This is a genomic window from Pseudomonas sp. R25(2017), assembly GCF_002112565.1.
Lineage (GTDB): Bacteria > Pseudomonadota > Gammaproteobacteria > Pseudomonadales > Pseudomonadaceae > Aquipseudomonas > Aquipseudomonas ekonensis.
The window spans coordinates 452455-468647 of record NZ_NEHZ01000001.1 but is presented as its reverse complement, the minus strand read 5'-3'; the positions used below and the strand labels follow the sequence as shown (position 1 = coordinate 468647).

Genomic DNA, 16193 nt, shown 5'->3' with positions numbered 1-16193 from the left:
GCGGCTAAAGCTGGCCCGGCACTTGCAGTCATCTCGCTCAACTGTACCTACGATCCCAGTGCAGCGGAGACCGTACCATGCCTGCAACCCCCAACATCCTTCTTCAGGCTGCCGCCCAGGCCAAGGCGCAAGCCGCCTCCGCCAAAGCGCCGGCCCTGGCCGCAGAGCCCGGGGACAAGGCCTCCAGCTTCGCCCAAGTGTTTGCCGACCAGGGGCCGGCAAAGGCTTCGGCCGCCAGCGCCGCGCCGGTGAAACCTGCGCGCGACAGCGGCGCGGACAGCGGCGGCAAAAAGGACGTCGGCAAGGATCAGTCTGCCGCTCCCGAACCTGCGGTTGCCGATAGCGGCAAACCCTTGCCCGCCGACAAGCCGGCTTCCGGCGCGACGGACGAGCGCAGCGCCAGCGACGACGATTCGACGCAAACCCCTCAAACGCCTGTGGCGGATGCGCCGCCGGTGGATCCGACGCTGGATCCGGCCCTGGTCGAGGCGGTGCAGCCGCCCGTGACCGTACCGGTCGAGCCTGCGCCCGTAGTGGAGACGCCCGCACCCGCCAAGGCCGAAACCCCGGCGGTGGCAGCGCTGCCGACGCCGGCCCCGGCGCCGATCGCCGACAGCGGTTTCGACCCGGAAGCCGATCCGCTCGACAACCTGCCGGCCGTGCGCCTGGCGATGGAGCAGAGCGGCCACATTTCCGCGTCCAGCCAGCCCAAGGCTGCGCCGACCCCGGCACAGGCTCAGGCCGACGGCGAATTGACTGCCGCGCAGAACTTCGCCGCCGGCATGGCCAACATGCTCGATGTGCAGGCGGACAAGGACAGCACCAGCCAGGGCGGCGAGAAGGCCTTCAGCGGCCTGCTCGACGAGGGTCTCAAGGATCTGAAATCCGCCAGCAGCGACACCCGCGTCGATGATTTCGCCAACCGTCTGGCGGCGCTGACGCAGGCCGCCACGCCGAAGACCGCCAACGCCTTGCCGGTGAACCAGCCGATCGCCATGCACCAGAGCGGCTGGACCGAGGAAGTGGTGAACCGCGTCATGTACCTGTCGAGCGCCAACCTCAAGGCGGCCGACATCCAGCTGCAGCCGGCCGAGCTCGGCCGCCTCGACATCCGGGTGAACATGGTGCCGGACCAGCAGACCCAGGTGACGTTCATGAGCGCTCACCCGAGCGTGCGCGAAGCGCTGGACGGTCAGATGCACCGCCTGCGCGAGATGTTCACCCAGCACGGGATGGGGCAGGTCGACGTCAATGTGTCCGACCAGAACCGTGGCTGGCAGGGTCAGGAACAGGCGCAGCAGGGGCAGGGCGGTCGTACCAACGCCGCCGGCGGGCGTCTGGATTCGGCCGAAGAAGAGTTGACGCCGGCGACCGTCGCTGAAGCGGCGGCCACGGCCACTCACGTGATCGGCTCCAGCGCCGTGGACTACTACGCCTGACGCAACACCCTGAGACCTGTGGGAGCTGGCTTGCCAGCGATAGCGGCGGCACATTCAAAACCAATGTGTCAGATAAATCGCCATCGCTGGCAAGCCAGCTCCCACAGGGTTTTGCATCGGCTCGCGATTCCCTCTCGTTCTCCCCTCCGACACTTCTGGCATAACACTTGCTCTTGCCTTGCCGTGCGACTGTGAAAACCCGATTAATGACGGATTATTGGCATGGCGAAGAGCGAAGCAGCAGCTGTAAAAGACCCCGCAACCAAAGGCAAACTCAAGCTGATCATCCTGATCGTGGTGGCGCTGCTGCTGGCGATCGGTGCCTCCGTGGGCGCGACCTGGTACTTCATGCACAGCGCGCAGAGCAAGCCTGCCCCGGCGGCCGAAGCGGCTCCGGCGGGCAAGCAGCCGGCGATCTTCGAGCCGATGGCGCCGGCCTTCGTGGCCAACTACAACCAGAACGGCCGTCAGCGCTACATGCAGGTGAGCATCACCATGCTGGCGCGCAACCAGGCGGACCTGGACGCGCTCAAGGTGCACATGCCGGTGATCCGCAACAACCTGGTGATGCTCTTCTCCGGTCAGGACTTCGCCACCCTGGCGACGCCGGTCGGTCAGGAAATGCTGCGTCAGAAGGCCACCGCCAGCGTGCAGGAAGTGGCGCAGAAGGAACTGGGCAAAGTGGTGATCGAACAGTTGCTTTTCACTAATTTCGTATTGCAGTAGGAACACGACATGGCCGTGCAGGATCTGCTGTCCCAGGATGAGATCGACGCGCTGTTGCATGGCGTCGACGACGGTCTGGTACAGACCGATAACGCCGCCGAGCCTGGCAGCGTCAAAAGCTACGACCTGACCAGCCAGGATCGCATCGTCCGCGGACGCATGCCGACCCTGGAGATGATCAACGAGCGTTTTGCCCGCTACACCCGCATCAGCATGTTCAACATGCTGCGCCGTTCGGCGGACGTTGCCGTGGGCGGCGTGCAGGTGATGAAGTTCGGCGAGTACGTACACTCGCTGTACGTGCCGACCAGCCTCAATCTGGTCAAGATCAAACCGTTGCGCGGCACCGCGCTGTTCATCTTGGACGCCAAGCTGGTGTTCAAGCTGGTGGACAACTTCTTCGGCGGCGACGGCCGTCACGCCAAGATCGAGGGGCGTGAGTTCACCCCCACCGAGTTGCGCGTGGTGCGCATGGTGCTGGAGCAGGCCTTCGTCGACCTGAAGGAAGCCTGGCAGGCGATCATGGAAGTCAACTTCGAGTACATCAACTCGGAAGTGAACCCGGCCATGGCCAACATCGTAGGTCCCAGCGAAGCCATCGTGGTGTCCACGTTCCACATCGAGCTGGACGGCGGCGGCGGCGACCTGCACGTGACCATGCCGTACTCGATGATCGAACCGGTGCGCGAGATGCTCGACGCCGGCTTCCAGTCGGACCTGGACGACCAGGACGAGCGCTGGGTCAACGCCCTGCGTCAGGACGTGCTCGACGTGGCGGTGCCGATCGGCGCCACCGTCGCCCGCCGCCAGTTGAAGCTGCGCGACATCCTGCACATGCAGCCGGGCGACGTGATCCCGGTCGAGATGCCGGAAGACATGATCATGCGCGCCAACGGCGTGCCGGCCTTCAAGGTCAAGATGGGCTCGCACAAGGGCAACCTCGCGTTGCAAGTGATCGAGCCGATCGAGCGGCGCTGAGCCGCGCCTCCACTCCCTTTTGGTTTTTACCGGTTTTTTTGCCCGCCGAGGACAAATGATGAACGACGATATGAACACCCAGGACGACCAGGCGCTGGCCGACGAGTGGGCTGCGGCCCTGGAAGAGACCGGCGAGGGCGGCCAGGCCGACATCGACGCGCTGCTGGCGGCCGACGCCGGTGTGTCCAGCTCCAACCGTGTGCCGATGGAAGAGTTCGGCAGCCACCCGAAGAACAATGAGCCGGTGTCGCTGGACGGCCCCAACCTGGACGTGATCCTCGACATCCCGGTGTCGATCTCGATGGAAGTGGGCAGCACCGACATCAACATCCGCAACCTGCTGCAGCTCAACCAAGGCTCGGTGATCGAACTGGACCGTCTGGCCGGCGAGCCGCTGGACGTGCTGGTCAACGGCACCCTGATCGCCCACGGCGAGGTGGTGGTGGTCAACGAAAAGTTCGGCATCCGCCTGACCGACGTGATCAGCCCAAGCGAACGCATCAAGAAGCTGCGCTGAGTGAACAAGGCGCTCGGTTTCTTGTTGGCAATGGCGTTGCCGGTCGCGGCGCTGGCGGTCGAGCCGGCGGCGACTGCCGCCACGGCGGCCGCGCCTGCGGTCAGCGGCGGCGTCGCCGGCCAGCTGACGCAACTGGTGCTCGGCCTGCTGCTGGTGCTCGGCCTGATCTTCTTTCTCGCCTGGCTGCTGCGCCGGGTGCAGCAGGCCGGTCCCGCCGGCAAGGGTCAGGTGATCGAGCTGATCGGCTCCCGCGCGCTCGGCCCCCGCGACCGTCTGGTGCTGGTGCAGGTCGGCAACGAGCAGATCCTGCTTGGCCTGAGCCCCGGCACCATCACCGCGCTGCATGTGCTCAAGGAGCCGGTCGACGTGCCGGCCGCCGCCGAAAAGGCCACTCCGGAGTTTGCCCAGCATCTGTTGAAGGTGCTCGGCAAGGATCAGAAGGATAAGAAGTAATGGGTGCGTTGCGCATCGTCTTGACCCTGGCCCTGATGCTGGCCGCGCCGCTGGCGTTTGCCGCCGATCCGCTGTCGATCCCGGCGATCACGCTGGGCACCAACTCCGAGGGCGCACAGGAGTATTCGGTCAGCCTGCAGATCCTGCTGATCATGACGGCGCTGAGCTTCATTCCGGCGTTCGTCATCCTGATGACCAGCTTCACCCGGATCATCATCGTCTTCTCGATCCTGCGTCAGGCCCTGGGCCTGCAGCAGACGCCGTCGAACCAGATCCTCACCGGCATGGCGCTGTTCCTGACCCTGTTCATCATGGCGCCGGTGTTCGACCGGGTGAACAACGACGCGCTGCAGCCTTACCTGGCGGAGAAGTTGACCGCCCAGCAGGCGGTGGAAAAGGCCCAGGTGCCGATCAAGGACTTCATGCTGGCCCAGACCCGCTCCACGGACCTTGAGCTGTTCATGCGCCTGTCCAAGCGCACCGACATCGCGACGCCGGAGCAGGCGCCGCTGACGATCCTGGTGCCGGCCTTCGTGACGTCCGAGCTCAAGACCGCGTTCCAGATCGGCTTCATGATCTTCATCCCGTTCCTGATCATCGACCTGGTGGTCGCGAGCGTGCTGATGGCGATGGGCATGATGATGCTGTCGCCGCTGATCATTTCCCTGCCGTTCAAAATCATGCTGTTCGTGCTGGTCGATGGCTGGGCGCTGATCATCGGCACCCTGGCCAGCAGTTTCGGAGGTGTATCGCCATGACGCCTGAAGTTGCGGTCGACATCTTTCGCGAGGCCCTGTGGCTGACCACCATGATGGTCGCGATCCTGGTGGTGCCGAGCCTGCTGGTGGGGCTTCTGGTGTCGATGTTCCAGGCGGCGACGCAGATCAACGAACAGACGCTCAGCTTCCTGCCGCGCCTGCTGGTGATGCTGGTCACCCTGATCGTCGCCGGGCCTTGGCTGGTGCAGACGTTCATGGAATACATCACTCAGCTGTACAAAAACATTCCGCTGGTCATCGGCTGAGCCATGTCGTCGCTGCTTCAGTTGACGGACACCCAGATCAGCACCTGGGTGGCGACGTTCATGCTGCCGCTGTTTCGCATCGGTTCGATGCTGATGGTGATGCCGGTGTTCGGCACCACCCTCGTGCCCAGGCGCATCCGTCTCTACCTGGCGTTGGCGATCACCGTGGTGATCTCGCCCAACCTGCCGCCCATGCCGGCGGTCAGCCCGCTGGACCTTGGCGGTCTGCTGATGATCGCCGAGCAGATCCTGGTCGGTGCGGTGCTGGGCTTCTCCCTGCAATTGTTCTTTCAGGCGTTCGTGGTGGCGGGGCAGATCGTCGCCATTCAGATGGGCATGGGCTTCGCCTCGATGATCGATCCCACCAACGGCGTGTCGGTGGCGGTGATCGGGCAGTTCTTCACCATGCTGGTGACGTTGCTGTTCCTGGCGATGAGCGGCCACCTGGTGGTGTTCGAGGTCCTGACGGAAAGCTTCACCACGCTGCCGGTCGGCGGCGGCCTGATGACCGCCCACTACTGGGAGCTGGCCGGCAAGCTCGGCTGGGTGCTCGGGGCGGCGCTGCTGCTGGTGCTGCCGGCGGTCACGGCGCTGTTGGTGGTCAACATTGCGTTCGGCATCATGACCCGGGCGGCGCCGCAGCTGAACATCTTCTCCATCGGCTTTCCGCTGACCCTGGTGCTCGGCCTGTTCATCGTCTGGGTGGGTCTTGCGGACATTCTCAATCAGTATCAACCGCTGGCCGCCGAGTCCTTGCAGTTGCTGCGCGAACTGGCACGGGCACGCTGAGCCATGGCTGAGAGCGAGAGCGGTCAGGACAAGACAGAAGACCCCACGGAGAAACGCAAGAAGGATTCCCGTGAGAAGGGTGAGATCGCGCGCTCCAAGGAGCTCAACACCCTGGCGATCATGCTCGCCGGCTCCGCCGCGCTGCTGATCTTCGGCGGCATGCTGGCCGAGGACTTGATGGAACTGATGCGGGTGAACTTCACGCTCTCGCGGGAAGTGATCATGGATCAGGGTTCCATGGGTCGGTTCCTGATGAGTTCGGGGCTGATGGCCCTGCTGGCGATCCAGCCGATCATGATCACCTTGCTGCTCGCCGCGCTGCTGGGGCCGATCGCGCTCGGCGGCTGGCTGTTCGCCGCCGGCTCCATGGCGCCCAAGTTCAGCCGGATGAATCCGCTGTCCGGGATCAAGCGCATGTTCTCGGCCAAGTCGGTGGTCGAGCTGCTCAAGGCGCTGGCCAAGTTCCTGATCACCCTGGCGGTGGCGTTGGTGGTGCTGTCCGGCGACGTCGACGACCTGTTGCGCATCGCTCACGAGCCGCTCGAGAAGGCGATCATCCATAGCGTGCTGCTGGTGGGCTGGAGCACCTTGTGGATGGCCTGCGGGCTGATCGTCATTGCGGCGGTCGACGTGCCGGTGCAGATCTGGGAGAGCATCAAGAAGCTCAAGATGACCAAGCAGGAAGTGCGCGACGAGCACAAGGACCAGGAGGGTCGGCCGGAGGTCAAGCAGCGCATCCGCCAGGTGCAGCGCGAGATGTCCCAGCGGCGGATGATGGCGGCCATTCCCCAGGCCGACGTGGTCATCACCAACCCGACCCACTACGCCGTGGCGCTCAAGTACGACGCCGACAAGGGCGGCGCGCCGGTGCTGCTGGCCAAGGGGACTGACTTCCTGGCGTTGAAGATCCGCGAGATCGCCACGGCCAACGAGATCATGCTGCTCGAATCGCCGGCCCTGGCGCGTTCGATCTACCACTCCACCGAACTGGAAGAAGAAATCCCGGGTGGGTTGTACCTGGCGGTCGCCCAGGTGCTGGCCTACGTCTACCAGATTCGCCAGTACCGCGCAGGCAAGGGCAAGCCGCCGGAGCCGCTCAAGGACGACCTGCCGATTCCGCCGGACCTGCGGCGCGATTCCTGAGCCGGCTCTGCGGCGCCTTGACGGGCGCCATCGCCAGCGGGCTGGCGCCCGCGATGGGTGTTCCCCGCAGGATCTTGTGGGAGCGAGCCTGCTCGCGATGGCGGTGGCGTGTTCGGCCTCCGGGTGTCAGGCGGATCGCCATAGGCCGCGGGGCATGCGGAAAATCACCTGATAAACCCTTCTGTTTCAGTCCCGTGCAAAAGTTGGAAGGCTTCTTGCAGTAGCCGCCGTGCGCCCGCTTCGGGCGTCAAAAGTTTGCTTGAAAGGAACGGGGAAAACCGGTGGATCGCTCTCAGTTAATCAACAGTGCCCGCAGCAACCTGTCGGAGCTCAGCCGGGGCAATCTGGGTGTGCCGCTGTTGCTGCTGGTCATGTTGGCGATGATGATGTTGCCGGTGCCGCCGTTCCTGCTGGACGTGTTCTTCACCTTCAACATCGCCCTGTCCATCGTCGTGCTGCTGGTGTGCGTGTACGCCTTGCGGCCGCTGGATTTCGCCGTGTTCCCGACGATCCTGCTGGTGGCGACGCTGCTGCGCCTGGCGCTGAACGTGGCGTCGACGCGGGTGGTGATGCTCCACGGCCAGGACGGCCATGCCGCCGCCGGCAAGGTGATCCAGGCCTTCGGCGAGGTGGTGATCGGCGGCAACTACGTGGTCGGCATCGTGGTGTTCGCCATCTTGATGATCATCAACTTCGTCGTGGTGACCAAGGGTGCCGGGCGGATCTCCGAGGTGAGCGCGCGTTTCACCCTCGATGCGATGCCCGGCAAGCAGATGGCGATCGACGCCGACCTCAACGCCGGCCTGATCGACCAGACCCAGGCCAAGGCCCGCCGGGCGGAAGTGGCCCAGGAGGCGGAGTTCTACGGTTCGATGGACGGTGCCAGCAAGTTCGTGCGCGGCGACGCCATCGCCGGCCTGCTGATCCTGTTCATCAACCTGATCGGCGGCATGGCCGTCGGCATCTTCCAGCACAACATGACCTTCGCTGACGCCGGCAAGGTGTACGCCCTGCTGACCATCGGTGACGGTTTGGTGGCGCAATTGCCATCACTGCTGCTGTCCACCGCCGCTGCGATCATGGTGACCCGTGCCTCGGGCTCCGAAGACATGGGCAAGCAGATCAACCGCCAGATGTTCGCCTCGCCCAAGGCGCTGGCCGTCGCGGCCGGCCTGATGGCCATCATGGGCCTGGTGCCGGGCATGCCGCACTTCTCCTTCCTGACCATGGCGGCCCTGGCGGCCGGCGGCGCCTACCTGTTCTGGAAGAAGCAGAACGTGGCCAAGGTGCAGGCGCTGGAAGAGGTCAAGCGTCAGCAGGAGCTGCTGCCGTCGCCGGCCCGCGCCATGGAGACCAAGGAACTGGGCTGGGACGACGTGACGCCGATCGACATGATCGGCCTGGAAGTCGGCTACCGCCTGATCCCGCTGGTGGACCGCAACCAGGGCGGGCAACTGCTGGCGCGGATCAAGGGCGTGCGCAAGAAGCTTTCCCAGGACCTGGGCTTCCTGATGCCCACCGTGCACATCCGCGACAACCTCGACCTGGCGCCGAGCGCCTACCGCCTGACCCTGATGGGCGTGATCCTCGCCGAGGCGGAGATCTACCCGGAGCGCGAACTGGCGATCAACCCGGGCCAGGTCTACGGCTCGCTCAACGGTATCACCGCCAAAGATCCGGCTTTCGGCCTTGAGGCGGTGTGGATCGAAGTCAGCCAGCGCGCCCAGGCGCAATCGCTCGGCTACACCGTGGTCGACGCCAGCACCGTGGTGGCGACCCACCTGAACCAGATTCTGTACAAGCACTCCAGCGAGCTGATCGGCCACGAGGAAGTGCAGCAACTGATGACCCTGCTGGCCAAGAGCTCGCCGAAACTGGCCGAAGAGCTGGTGCCGGGGGTCGTCACCCTGTCGCAGTTGCTCAAGGTGCTGCAGGCGCTGCTGGCCGAACACGTGCCGGTGCGCGACATCCGCAGCATCGCCGAAGCGATCGCCAACAACGCCGCCAAGAGTCAAGATACCGCCGCGCTGGTGGCGGCCGTGCGGGTCGGCGTATCCCGCGCCATCGTCCAAAGCATTGTAGGCACTGAGTCCGAGCTGCCTGTGATCACCTTGGAACCAAGGTTGGAACAAATTTTGCTCAATAGTCTGCAAAAGGCAGGACAAGGCTCGGAAGAGGGCGTTCTGCTGGAGCCGAGCATGGCCGAGAAGCTGCAGCGCTCGCTGATCGAAGCGGCCCAGCGTCAGGAAATGCAAGGCCAACCGGTGATCCTGCTGGTGGCAGGCCCGGTTCGCGCGATGCTCTCGCGCTTCGGTCGCCTGGCAGTTCCCGGACTGCATGTGCTGGCCTACCAGGAAATTCCGGACAACAAGCAAGTGACCATCGTTGCGACAGTAGGGCCCAACGGCTGAGGTAGTGGTTTATGCAAGTTAAGCGTTTTTTCGCCGCCGATATGCGTCAGGCCATGAAGCTGGTTCGTGATGAGCTGGGCGCTGATGCCGCCATCATCGGCAACCGCCGCATCGCCGGCGGTGTCGAGCTGACTGCGGCGCTGGATTACAAACTGTCGGCGCTGGCCCCGCGCGTGCCGAACATGGAGCTCGAAGACGAGCTGCGCAAGACCCAGTCGCGCATCGTCACCGCCCAGGCCGAGCTGAGCCTGCGCGGCGAAGCCGACGGCAACACCAACCGCCAGCTGTTCGCCGGGCTGCCGTTGACCGCGGGCCTGCCGCTGACCGCCGCCGAACCGCTGTCGGAACCGACCTACGCCGCGCCGGCCCGTCCCGCACCGGCGCCTGCGCCGGCCCCGGCCGGTGTCGATCCGCGCGCCCTCGACTCGATGCGTTCGGAGCTCAACAGCCTGCGCGAGCTGATGGAAGTCCAGCTCGGCACCCTGGCGTGGAACCAGTTGCAGGGCAACCGTCCAGCCCAGGCCAACCTGTACCGCCGACTGCAGCGCATCGGCCTGTCGGGCCCGCTGTCGCGCGACCTGCTGGCGATGATCAGCGACGTCGAGGAGCCGCGTCAGGCATGGCGCATGCTGCTGGCGCACCTGGCCCGGATGATCGGCGTGCCGGAGGTCGAGCCGCTGGAAGAGGGCGGGGTGATCGCCATGGTCGGCCCGGCCGGCATGGGCAAGACCACCACCCTGGCCAAGCTCGCGGCGCGTTACGTGCTCAAGTACGGCGCGCAGAACATCGCGCTGGTGAGCATGGACAGTTTCCGCATCGGCGCCCAGGAACAGCTCAAGACCCTGGGCCGGATCCTCAATGTGTCGGTGACCCACGTCGATCCGGGCCAGTCCCTGGTGCAGGCGCTGGATCCGCTGCTGCGCAAGCGCGTGGTGCTGATCGACACCGCCGGCCTTCAGGCCAGCGATCCGGCGCTGCGTATGCAGCTGGAAAGCCTGGCCGGCCGCGGCATCCGCTCCAAGAACTATCTGGTTCTGGCCACCACCAGCCAGAAACAGGTGCTGACCGCCGCTTATCACAGTTACAAGCGTTGCGGGCTCGCCGGTTGCATCCTGACTAAACTGGATGAGACGGCCAGTCTCGGCGAAGTGCTGAGCCTGGCGATCAGCCACGAACTGCCGGTCGCCTACCTGACCGACGGCCCGCGGATCCCGGATGACCTGCATCTGCCGCGCCGTCACCAACTGGTCAGCCGCGCCGTCAGCGTGCAAATGCAGGAAGAACCCAGCGAAGAAGCCATGGCTGACATGTTCGCTGATATCTACCACAGCCCGACCAAGCAGGTCGGCTGAGGTAATGAACAGTTTTTGTACCTACATCGATGGCCTGCCACGCATTGTTCCGGTTGTGAACGCGCAGCCAGTAATGTGGCCTCCGTCTATGCAAGACAAGGTAAAGAAATAACATGGGCAGCATGCATCCCGTACAGGTGATCGCGGTGACCGGCGGCAAAGGTGGCGTCGGCAAGACTAACGTGTCAGTGAACTTGTCCCTGGCGCTGGCAGAGCTTGGCCGTCGGGTCATGCTGCTGGACGCCGACCTGGGTCTGGCGAACGTCGACGTTCTGCTGGGCCTCACACCCAAACGCACCCTGGCCGACGTGATCGAAGGCCGCTGCGAGCTGCGCGACGTGCTGCTGCAGGGCCCGGGCGGGATCCGCATCGTGCCGGCCGCCTCGGGCACCCAGAGCATGGTGCACCTGAGCCCGGCCCAGCATGCCGGCCTGATCCAGGCGTTCAGCGACATCGGCGACAACCTCGACGTGCTGGTGATCGACACCGCTGCGGGTATCGGTGACTCGGTGGTCAGTTTCGTGCGCGCCGCCCAGGAAGTGCTGCTGGTGGTCTGCGACGAGCCGACCTCCATCACCGACGCCTACGCGCTGATCAAGCTGCTCAATCGCGATTACGGCATGAACCGCTTCCGCGTGCTGGCGAACATGGCCCAGAGCCCGCAGGAAGGGCGCAACCTGTTCGCCAAGTTGACCAAGGTCACGGATCGCTTCCTGGACGTCGCCCTACAATACGTCGGCGCGGTGCCTTACGACGAAAGCGTGCGCAAGGCGGTGCAGAAGCAGCGTGCGGTCTATGAAGCCTTTCCGCGTTCCAAGTGCGCCCTGGCCTTCAAGGCGATCGCTCAAAAGGTCGACACCTGGCCGCTGCCCGCCAACCCGCGCGGTCACCTCGAGTTTTTCGTCGAGCGCCTCGTGCAGCAAACGGCAGGGCCTGTGCTATGACCGCCAGCGGTATGAACCTGTACAAGAAGTCGGCGCGTGATGCGCAGTACGAACTGATCGAGCGTTATGCGCCGCTGGTCAAGCGCATCGCCTACCACTTGCTGGCGCGGCTGCCGGCCAGCGTGCAGGTCGAAGACCTGATCCAGGCCGGGATGATCGGCCTGCTCGAAGTCTCGAACAAATACGACGCCAGCAAGGGCGCCAGTTTCGAGACCTACGCGGGCATCCGGATCCGCGGCGCGATGCTTGATGAAGTGCGCAAAGGGGACTGGGCACCGCGCTCGGTTCACCGCAATACCCGCATGGTCAGCGACGCGATTCGCGCGATTGAAGCTAAAACCGGCCGTGACGCTAAAGATCACGAGGTTGCGGCCGAACTCCAATTGAGTCTCGACGATTACTACGGGATTTTGAACGACACCCTGGGCAGCCGGCTGTTCAGTTTCGACGACCTGCTGCAGGACGGCGAACACGAAGGGCTGCATGAGGATGGCGCCAGTGCTCATCTTGAGCCGTCGCGCGATCTGGAAGACGAACGCTTCCAGGCAGCGCTGGCGGACGCGATTGCCAATTTGCCGGAGCGCGAGCGACTGGTGTTGGCGCTGTACTACGACGAGGAACTGAACCTCAAGGAAATCGGTGAGGTCCTTGGCGTCAGCGAATCGCGGGTCAGCCAGTTGCACAGCCAGTGCGCGGCCCGTTTGCGGGGGCGTTTGGGGGAGTGGCGAGCGCGCTGAAGGCAGTGTGGGGACACTGCGAACGAGGCTGGTGCGGTGGTGAGCGGCACCGGTCTCGATCCGTTGTGCTCCAGACAGTCATCGAGAGTGCCTTGCCGGATTGAATGAAATGGCGCGTCCCGTTGCCGGGCGCGTTTAAGACTGCTTGGAGGTCGAATTGAACAAAGACATGAAAATCCTCATCGTTGACGATTTCTCAACGATGCGGCGGATCATCAAGAACCTGCTGCGTGACCTGGGGTTCACCAACACCGCCGAGGCCGACGACGGCAACACCGCGTTGCCGATGCTGGAAAGCGGGCACTTCGATTTTCTGGTCACCGACTGGAACATGCCCGGCATGACCGGCATCGACTTGCTGCGCAAGGTGCGCGCCGACGAGCGCCTCAAGCACCTGCCGGTCCTGATGGTGACGGCGGAAGCCAAGCGTGAGCAGATCATCGAAGCGGCCCAGGCCGGCGTCAACGGCTACGTGGTCAAACCATTCACGGCCCAGGCGCTGAAAGAAAAGATCGAGAAGATTTTCGAACGCATCGGCTGATGAACGCGCGGGGGAGCTATGGAGCATAAAGAGTCTTCACAGGGCGACTTCGAGTCGACGCTGAAAAAACACGCGGTCGAGTTGGTCGACAGCCTTGAAAAGGGCAAGTTCGGCGAGGCCGTGCAACTGATCCATGAGCTCAATCAGACCCGTGATCGCGGCCTGTACCAGGAAGTGGGCAAGCTCACACGCGAGCTGCACAGTGCGATCGTCAATTTCCATATCGATCCGCACATGCCCCAGGCCGAAGAGGTGTCGCAGATCACCGATGCGACCGAGCGTCTCGGTTATGTGGTCAAGCTGACCGAGAGCGCCGCCAACCGCACCATGGATCTGGTGGAGAGCGCAACGCCGGTGGTCAACGCGTTGGCCGACGAAGCCCAGGCGCTGAGCGCCGACTGGGGCCGGTTCATGCGTCGCGAGGTCGGGGCCGAAGAGTTCCGCGAACTGGCCCGCCGGGTCGACGGTTTTCTGGCGCGCAGCAGCGCGGACAGCCGGGCGGTGTCGGGCAACCTGAACGACATCCTGCTGGCCCAGGACTACCAGGATCTGACCGGTCAGGTGATCAAGCGCGTGACCCAACTGGTCACCGAAGTCGAAAGCAATCTGCTCAAGCTCGTGCTCATGGCCAGTCAGGTGGACCGCTTTGCGGGCATCGAACATGACCGTGCGGCGATGCTTGCCGAAAAAGATCCACAAAAACATCTCTCGCAGGGTGAAGGTCCGCAGATTCATGCCGATAAACGAGAAGACGTTGTGTCCGGTCAGGACGATGTGGACGATTTGTTATCCAGCCTTGGATTTTGAGTTTTTTTGGGTTTTTAGACCTAGGAGCACCCCTTAATGAGCTTCGGCGCCGATGAAGAGATCCTTCAGGATTTCCTGGTTGAGGCCGGCGAGATTCTTGAGCAACTGTCCGAACAACTGGTCGAGCTGGAAAGCCGGCCGGACGACGCAGATCTGCTCAACGCAATTTTTCGCGGTTTCCACACTGTAAAAGGGGGCGCCGGCTTCCTTCAGCTCAACGAGCTGGTGGAGTGCTGCCACATCGCCGAAAACGTGTTCGACATCCTGCGCAAGGGTGAGCGTCGCGTTGATGCGGAACTGATGGACGTGGTGCTTGAGGCGCTGGATTCGGTGAACAGCATGTTCGGCGAAGTCCGCGACCGCAGCCCGATCACCGCCGCCACCCCGGAACTGCTGGCGGCCCTGGCCCGCCTGGCCGAGCCGCAGTCGGCCGATGAGGCGCCGGCATCGCCGGTGGCCGAGATGATCGAAGAACTGGTCGTCGAAGACAGTTCGGGCGACATCACCGACAACGAATTCGAACAACTGCTGGACTCGCTGAGCGCCGTCAAGGCCGAAGCCGAGGCCCCGGCGGCTGCCGCCGCGCCTGCGCCTGCGGGCGACGAGGCGGCCAGCGACGAAATCACCGACGCCGAGTTCGAGTCGCTGCTCGACCAGTTGCACGGCAAAGGCCAGTTCGCGCCGGACGCGGTCACCCCGGCGGCCCCCGCTGCGGCGGCCCCGGCGGCGGGCGACAGCTCGGACATCACCGACGACGAATTCGAAGCCTTGCTCGACCAGTTGCACGGCAAGGGCAACTTCGCCGTCGAAGCGCTGGAATCGGCGATCGCGTCGGCTCCGGCCCCGGCTGCTGCGGCCCCGGCCGCCGCTGCCGCCGGCAGCGACCTGATCAGCGACCACGAGTTCGAGTCGCTGCTCGACGAGCTGCACGGCAAAGGCAAGTTCACCGACGTCAACACCGGTGCGCCGGTGACGGCGGGCAGCGCGGCTGCGGTTGCCGCGCCGGCTGCCAAGGCCCCGGCCCCGGCAGCGGCACCGAAACCGGCCGCCAAGGCGCCTGAGGCCAAGGCCGAAACGCCGAAGCCGGCTGCTGCCGCCGCGCCTGCGCCGGCCCGTGCCCCGGCCGCTCCGCCGCCGGAAAAACCGACGAGCGAAGCCGAGACCACCGTGCGGGTCGACACCGCGCGCCTCGACGAGATCATGAACATGGTCGGCGAGCTGGTGCTGGTGCGTAACCGTCTGGTGCGCCTGGGCCTCAACAGCGGCGACGAAGCCATGTCCAAGGCCGTGTCGAACCTCGACGTGGTCACCGCGGACCTGCAGACCGCCGTGATGAAGACCCGGATGCAGCCGATCAAGAAAGTGTTCGGCCGCTTCCCGCGCCTGGTCCGCGACCTGGCGCGCCAGCTCAAGAAAGAGATCAACCTGGAGCTGGTCGGCGAAGAGACCGACCTGGACAAGAACCTCGTCGAGGCGCTGGCCGACCCGCTGGTGCACTTGGTGCGCAACGCGGTCGACCACGGCATCGAGTCGCCGGAAGAGCGCGAAGAGTCGGGCAAGCCCCGCGGCGGCAAGGTGATCCTGGCGGCCGAGCAGGAAGGCGACCACATCCTGCTGTCGATCTCCGACGACGGTAAGGGCATGGACCCGAACGTCCTGCGTTCCATTGCCGTGAAACGCGGCGTGATGGACAAGGATGCGGCGGACCGCCTGAGCGACACCGAGTGCTACAACCTGATCTTCGCCCCGGGCTTCTCGACCAAGACCGAGATCTCCGACGTGTCCGGCCGCGGCGTGGGCATGGACGTGGTGAAGACCAAGATTTCCCAGCTCAACGGTTCGATCAACATCTACTCGACCAAGGGCCAGGGCTCGAAGATCGTCATCAAGGTGCCGCTGACCCTGGCGATCATGCCGACCCTGATGGTGATGCTCGGCAACCAGGCGTTCGCGTTCCCGCTGGTGAACGTCAACGAAATCTTCCACCTCGACCTGTCGACCACCAACGTGGTGGACGGCCAGGAAGTGGTGATCGTGCGGGACAAGGCGCTGCCGCTGTTCTACCTCAAGCGCTGGCTGGTCAGCTCCGCGGCTCACGAAGAGCCGCGCGAAGGCCATGTGGTGATCCTTTCGGTGGGCACCCAGCGGATCGGCTTCGTCGTCGATCAACTGGTCGGCCAGGAAGAAGTGGTCATCAAGCCGTTGGGCAAGATGCTTCAAGGGACTCCGGGCATGTCCGGCGCCACCATCACCGGTGACGGCCGCATCGCGCTGATTCTCGATGTTCCGAGCATGCTCAAGCGTTACGCCGCACGGCGTATTTGAATCCGGG

Annotated in this window: 16 protein-coding genes; all 16 read left to right on the top strand. The window is 64.4% G+C overall.

The window, feature by feature from the left end; all coding sequences use genetic code 11:
• The first annotated feature begins 77 nt into the window (after positions 1–77).
• Positions 78–1439: a flagellar hook-length control protein FliK gene (locus tag CAG31_RS02075; protein ID WP_085577805.1), complete on the top strand. Its 1362-nt coding sequence runs from the start codon at positions 78–80 to the stop codon at positions 1437–1439.
• A gap of 222 nt (positions 1440–1661) precedes the next feature.
• Positions 1662–2165, top strand: a complete 504-nt coding sequence (fliL, locus tag CAG31_RS02070) for a flagellar basal body-associated protein FliL (RefSeq protein ID WP_085577804.1) — start codon at positions 1662–1664, stop codon at positions 2163–2165.
• A 9-nt stretch (positions 2166–2174) separates the two neighbouring features.
• Positions 2175–3143: a flagellar motor switch protein FliM gene (gene fliM, locus CAG31_RS02065; RefSeq protein ID WP_085577803.1), complete on the top strand. Its 969-nt coding sequence runs from the start codon at positions 2175–2177 to the stop codon at positions 3141–3143.
• A gap of 58 nt (positions 3144–3201) precedes the next feature.
• Positions 3202–3660, top strand: coding sequence for a flagellar motor switch protein FliN (gene fliN / locus CAG31_RS02060; protein ID WP_085577802.1), 459 nt, complete (start codon positions 3202–3204; stop codon positions 3658–3660).
• On the top strand, positions 3661–4113 hold the full coding sequence (gene fliO / locus CAG31_RS02055) for a flagellar biosynthetic protein FliO (protein ID WP_085577801.1): 453 nt from the start codon (positions 3661–3663) through the stop codon (positions 4111–4113). It begins immediately after the preceding gene.
• The gene (gene fliP, locus CAG31_RS02050; RefSeq protein ID WP_085577800.1) at positions 4113–4871 is read left to right on the top strand and encodes a flagellar type III secretion system pore protein FliP; all 759 of its coding nucleotides are present in this window, start codon (positions 4113–4115) and stop codon (positions 4869–4871) included. Before fliO ends, fliP begins: the two co-directional genes overlap by 1 nt.
• Positions 4868–5137 carry a flagellar biosynthesis protein FliQ gene (fliQ, locus tag CAG31_RS02045; RefSeq protein ID WP_085577799.1) on the top strand — a complete coding sequence of 90 codons (270 nt, stop codon included), beginning with the start codon at positions 4868–4870 and terminating at the stop codon, positions 5135–5137. The genes fliP and fliQ overlap by 4 nt, the downstream gene beginning before the upstream one ends.
• Before the next feature lie 3 nt (positions 5138–5140).
• Positions 5141–5926 (top strand): flagellar biosynthetic protein FliR, encoded by a 786-nt coding sequence (gene fliR, locus CAG31_RS02040; protein ID WP_085577798.1) that lies wholly within the window; start codon positions 5141–5143, stop codon positions 5924–5926.
• Positions 5927–5929: 3 nt separating this feature from the next.
• Positions 5930–7069 (top strand): flagellar biosynthesis protein FlhB, encoded by a 1140-nt coding sequence (gene flhB / locus CAG31_RS02035; RefSeq protein ID WP_085577797.1) that lies wholly within the window; start codon positions 5930–5932, stop codon positions 7067–7069.
• A gap of 281 nt (positions 7070–7350) precedes the next feature.
• Positions 7351–9480, top strand: a complete 2130-nt coding sequence (gene flhA / locus CAG31_RS02030; RefSeq protein ID WP_085577796.1) for a flagellar biosynthesis protein FlhA — start codon at positions 7351–7353, stop codon at positions 9478–9480.
• Between the two features lie 11 nt (positions 9481–9491).
• Entirely contained in the window at positions 9492–10832 is a 1341-nt protein-coding gene (flhF, locus tag CAG31_RS02025; protein WP_085577795.1) for a flagellar biosynthesis protein FlhF, read from the top strand.
• Positions 10833–10945: 113 nt separating this feature from the next.
• Positions 10946–11776, top strand: coding sequence for a flagellar synthesis regulator FleN (fleN, locus tag CAG31_RS02020; protein WP_003222917.1), 831 nt, complete (start codon positions 10946–10948; stop codon positions 11774–11776).
• Positions 11773–12513, top strand: a complete 741-nt coding sequence (gene fliA, locus CAG31_RS02015; RefSeq protein ID WP_085577794.1) for an RNA polymerase sigma factor FliA — start codon at positions 11773–11775, stop codon at positions 12511–12513. Before fleN ends, fliA begins: the two co-directional genes overlap by 4 nt.
• A 169-nt stretch (positions 12514–12682) precedes the next feature.
• On the top strand, positions 12683–13054 hold the full coding sequence (locus tag CAG31_RS02010; protein WP_085577793.1) for a chemotaxis response regulator CheY: 372 nt from the start codon (positions 12683–12685) through the stop codon (positions 13052–13054).
• Positions 13055–13072: 18 nt separating this feature from the next.
• Positions 13073–13861: a protein phosphatase CheZ gene (locus CAG31_RS02005; protein WP_085577792.1), complete on the top strand. Its 789-nt coding sequence runs from the start codon at positions 13073–13075 to the stop codon at positions 13859–13861.
• A 36-nt stretch (positions 13862–13897) separates the two neighbouring features.
• A complete protein-coding gene (locus CAG31_RS02000) occupies positions 13898–16186 on the top strand; it encodes a chemotaxis protein CheA (RefSeq protein ID WP_085577791.1) in 2289 nt (762 codons plus the stop codon).
• Positions 16187–16193 lie beyond the last annotated feature (7 nt).

Bases quoted from the DNA above. Each gene is read 5' to 3' on its own strand.
- flhF (WP_085577795.1), top strand. From the start codon at position 9,492: ATGCAAGTTAAGCGTTTTTTCGCCGCCGATATGCGTCAGGCCATGAAG.
- fliN (WP_085577802.1), top strand. From the start codon at position 3,202: ATGAACGACGATATGAACACCCAGGACGACCAGGCGCTGGCCGACGAG.
- CAG31_RS02075 (WP_085577805.1), top strand. From the start codon at position 78: ATGCCTGCAACCCCCAACATCCTTCTTCAGGCTGCCGCCCAGGCCAAG.
- fliM (WP_085577803.1), top strand. From the start codon at position 2,175: ATGGCCGTGCAGGATCTGCTGTCCCAGGATGAGATCGACGCGCTGTTG.
- CAG31_RS02005 (WP_085577792.1), top strand. From the start codon at position 13,073: ATGGAGCATAAAGAGTCTTCACAGGGCGACTTCGAGTCGACGCTGAAA.
- fliP (WP_085577800.1), top strand. From the start codon at position 4,113: ATGGGTGCGTTGCGCATCGTCTTGACCCTGGCCCTGATGCTGGCCGCG.
- fliQ (WP_085577799.1), top strand. From the start codon at position 4,868: ATGACGCCTGAAGTTGCGGTCGACATCTTTCGCGAGGCCCTGTGGCTG.
- fliA (WP_085577794.1), top strand. From the start codon at position 11,773: ATGACCGCCAGCGGTATGAACCTGTACAAGAAGTCGGCGCGTGATGCG.
- CAG31_RS02010 (WP_085577793.1), top strand. From the start codon at position 12,683: ATGAAAATCCTCATCGTTGACGATTTCTCAACGATGCGGCGGATCATC.
- fliL (WP_085577804.1), top strand. From the start codon at position 1,662: ATGGCGAAGAGCGAAGCAGCAGCTGTAAAAGACCCCGCAACCAAAGGC.
- fleN (WP_003222917.1), top strand. From the start codon at position 10,946: ATGGGCAGCATGCATCCCGTACAGGTGATCGCGGTGACCGGCGGCAAA.
- CAG31_RS02000 (WP_085577791.1), top strand. From the start codon at position 13,898: ATGAGCTTCGGCGCCGATGAAGAGATCCTTCAGGATTTCCTGGTTGAG.
- flhB (WP_085577797.1), top strand. From the start codon at position 5,930: ATGGCTGAGAGCGAGAGCGGTCAGGACAAGACAGAAGACCCCACGGAG.
- fliR (WP_085577798.1), top strand. From the start codon at position 5,141: ATGTCGTCGCTGCTTCAGTTGACGGACACCCAGATCAGCACCTGGGTG.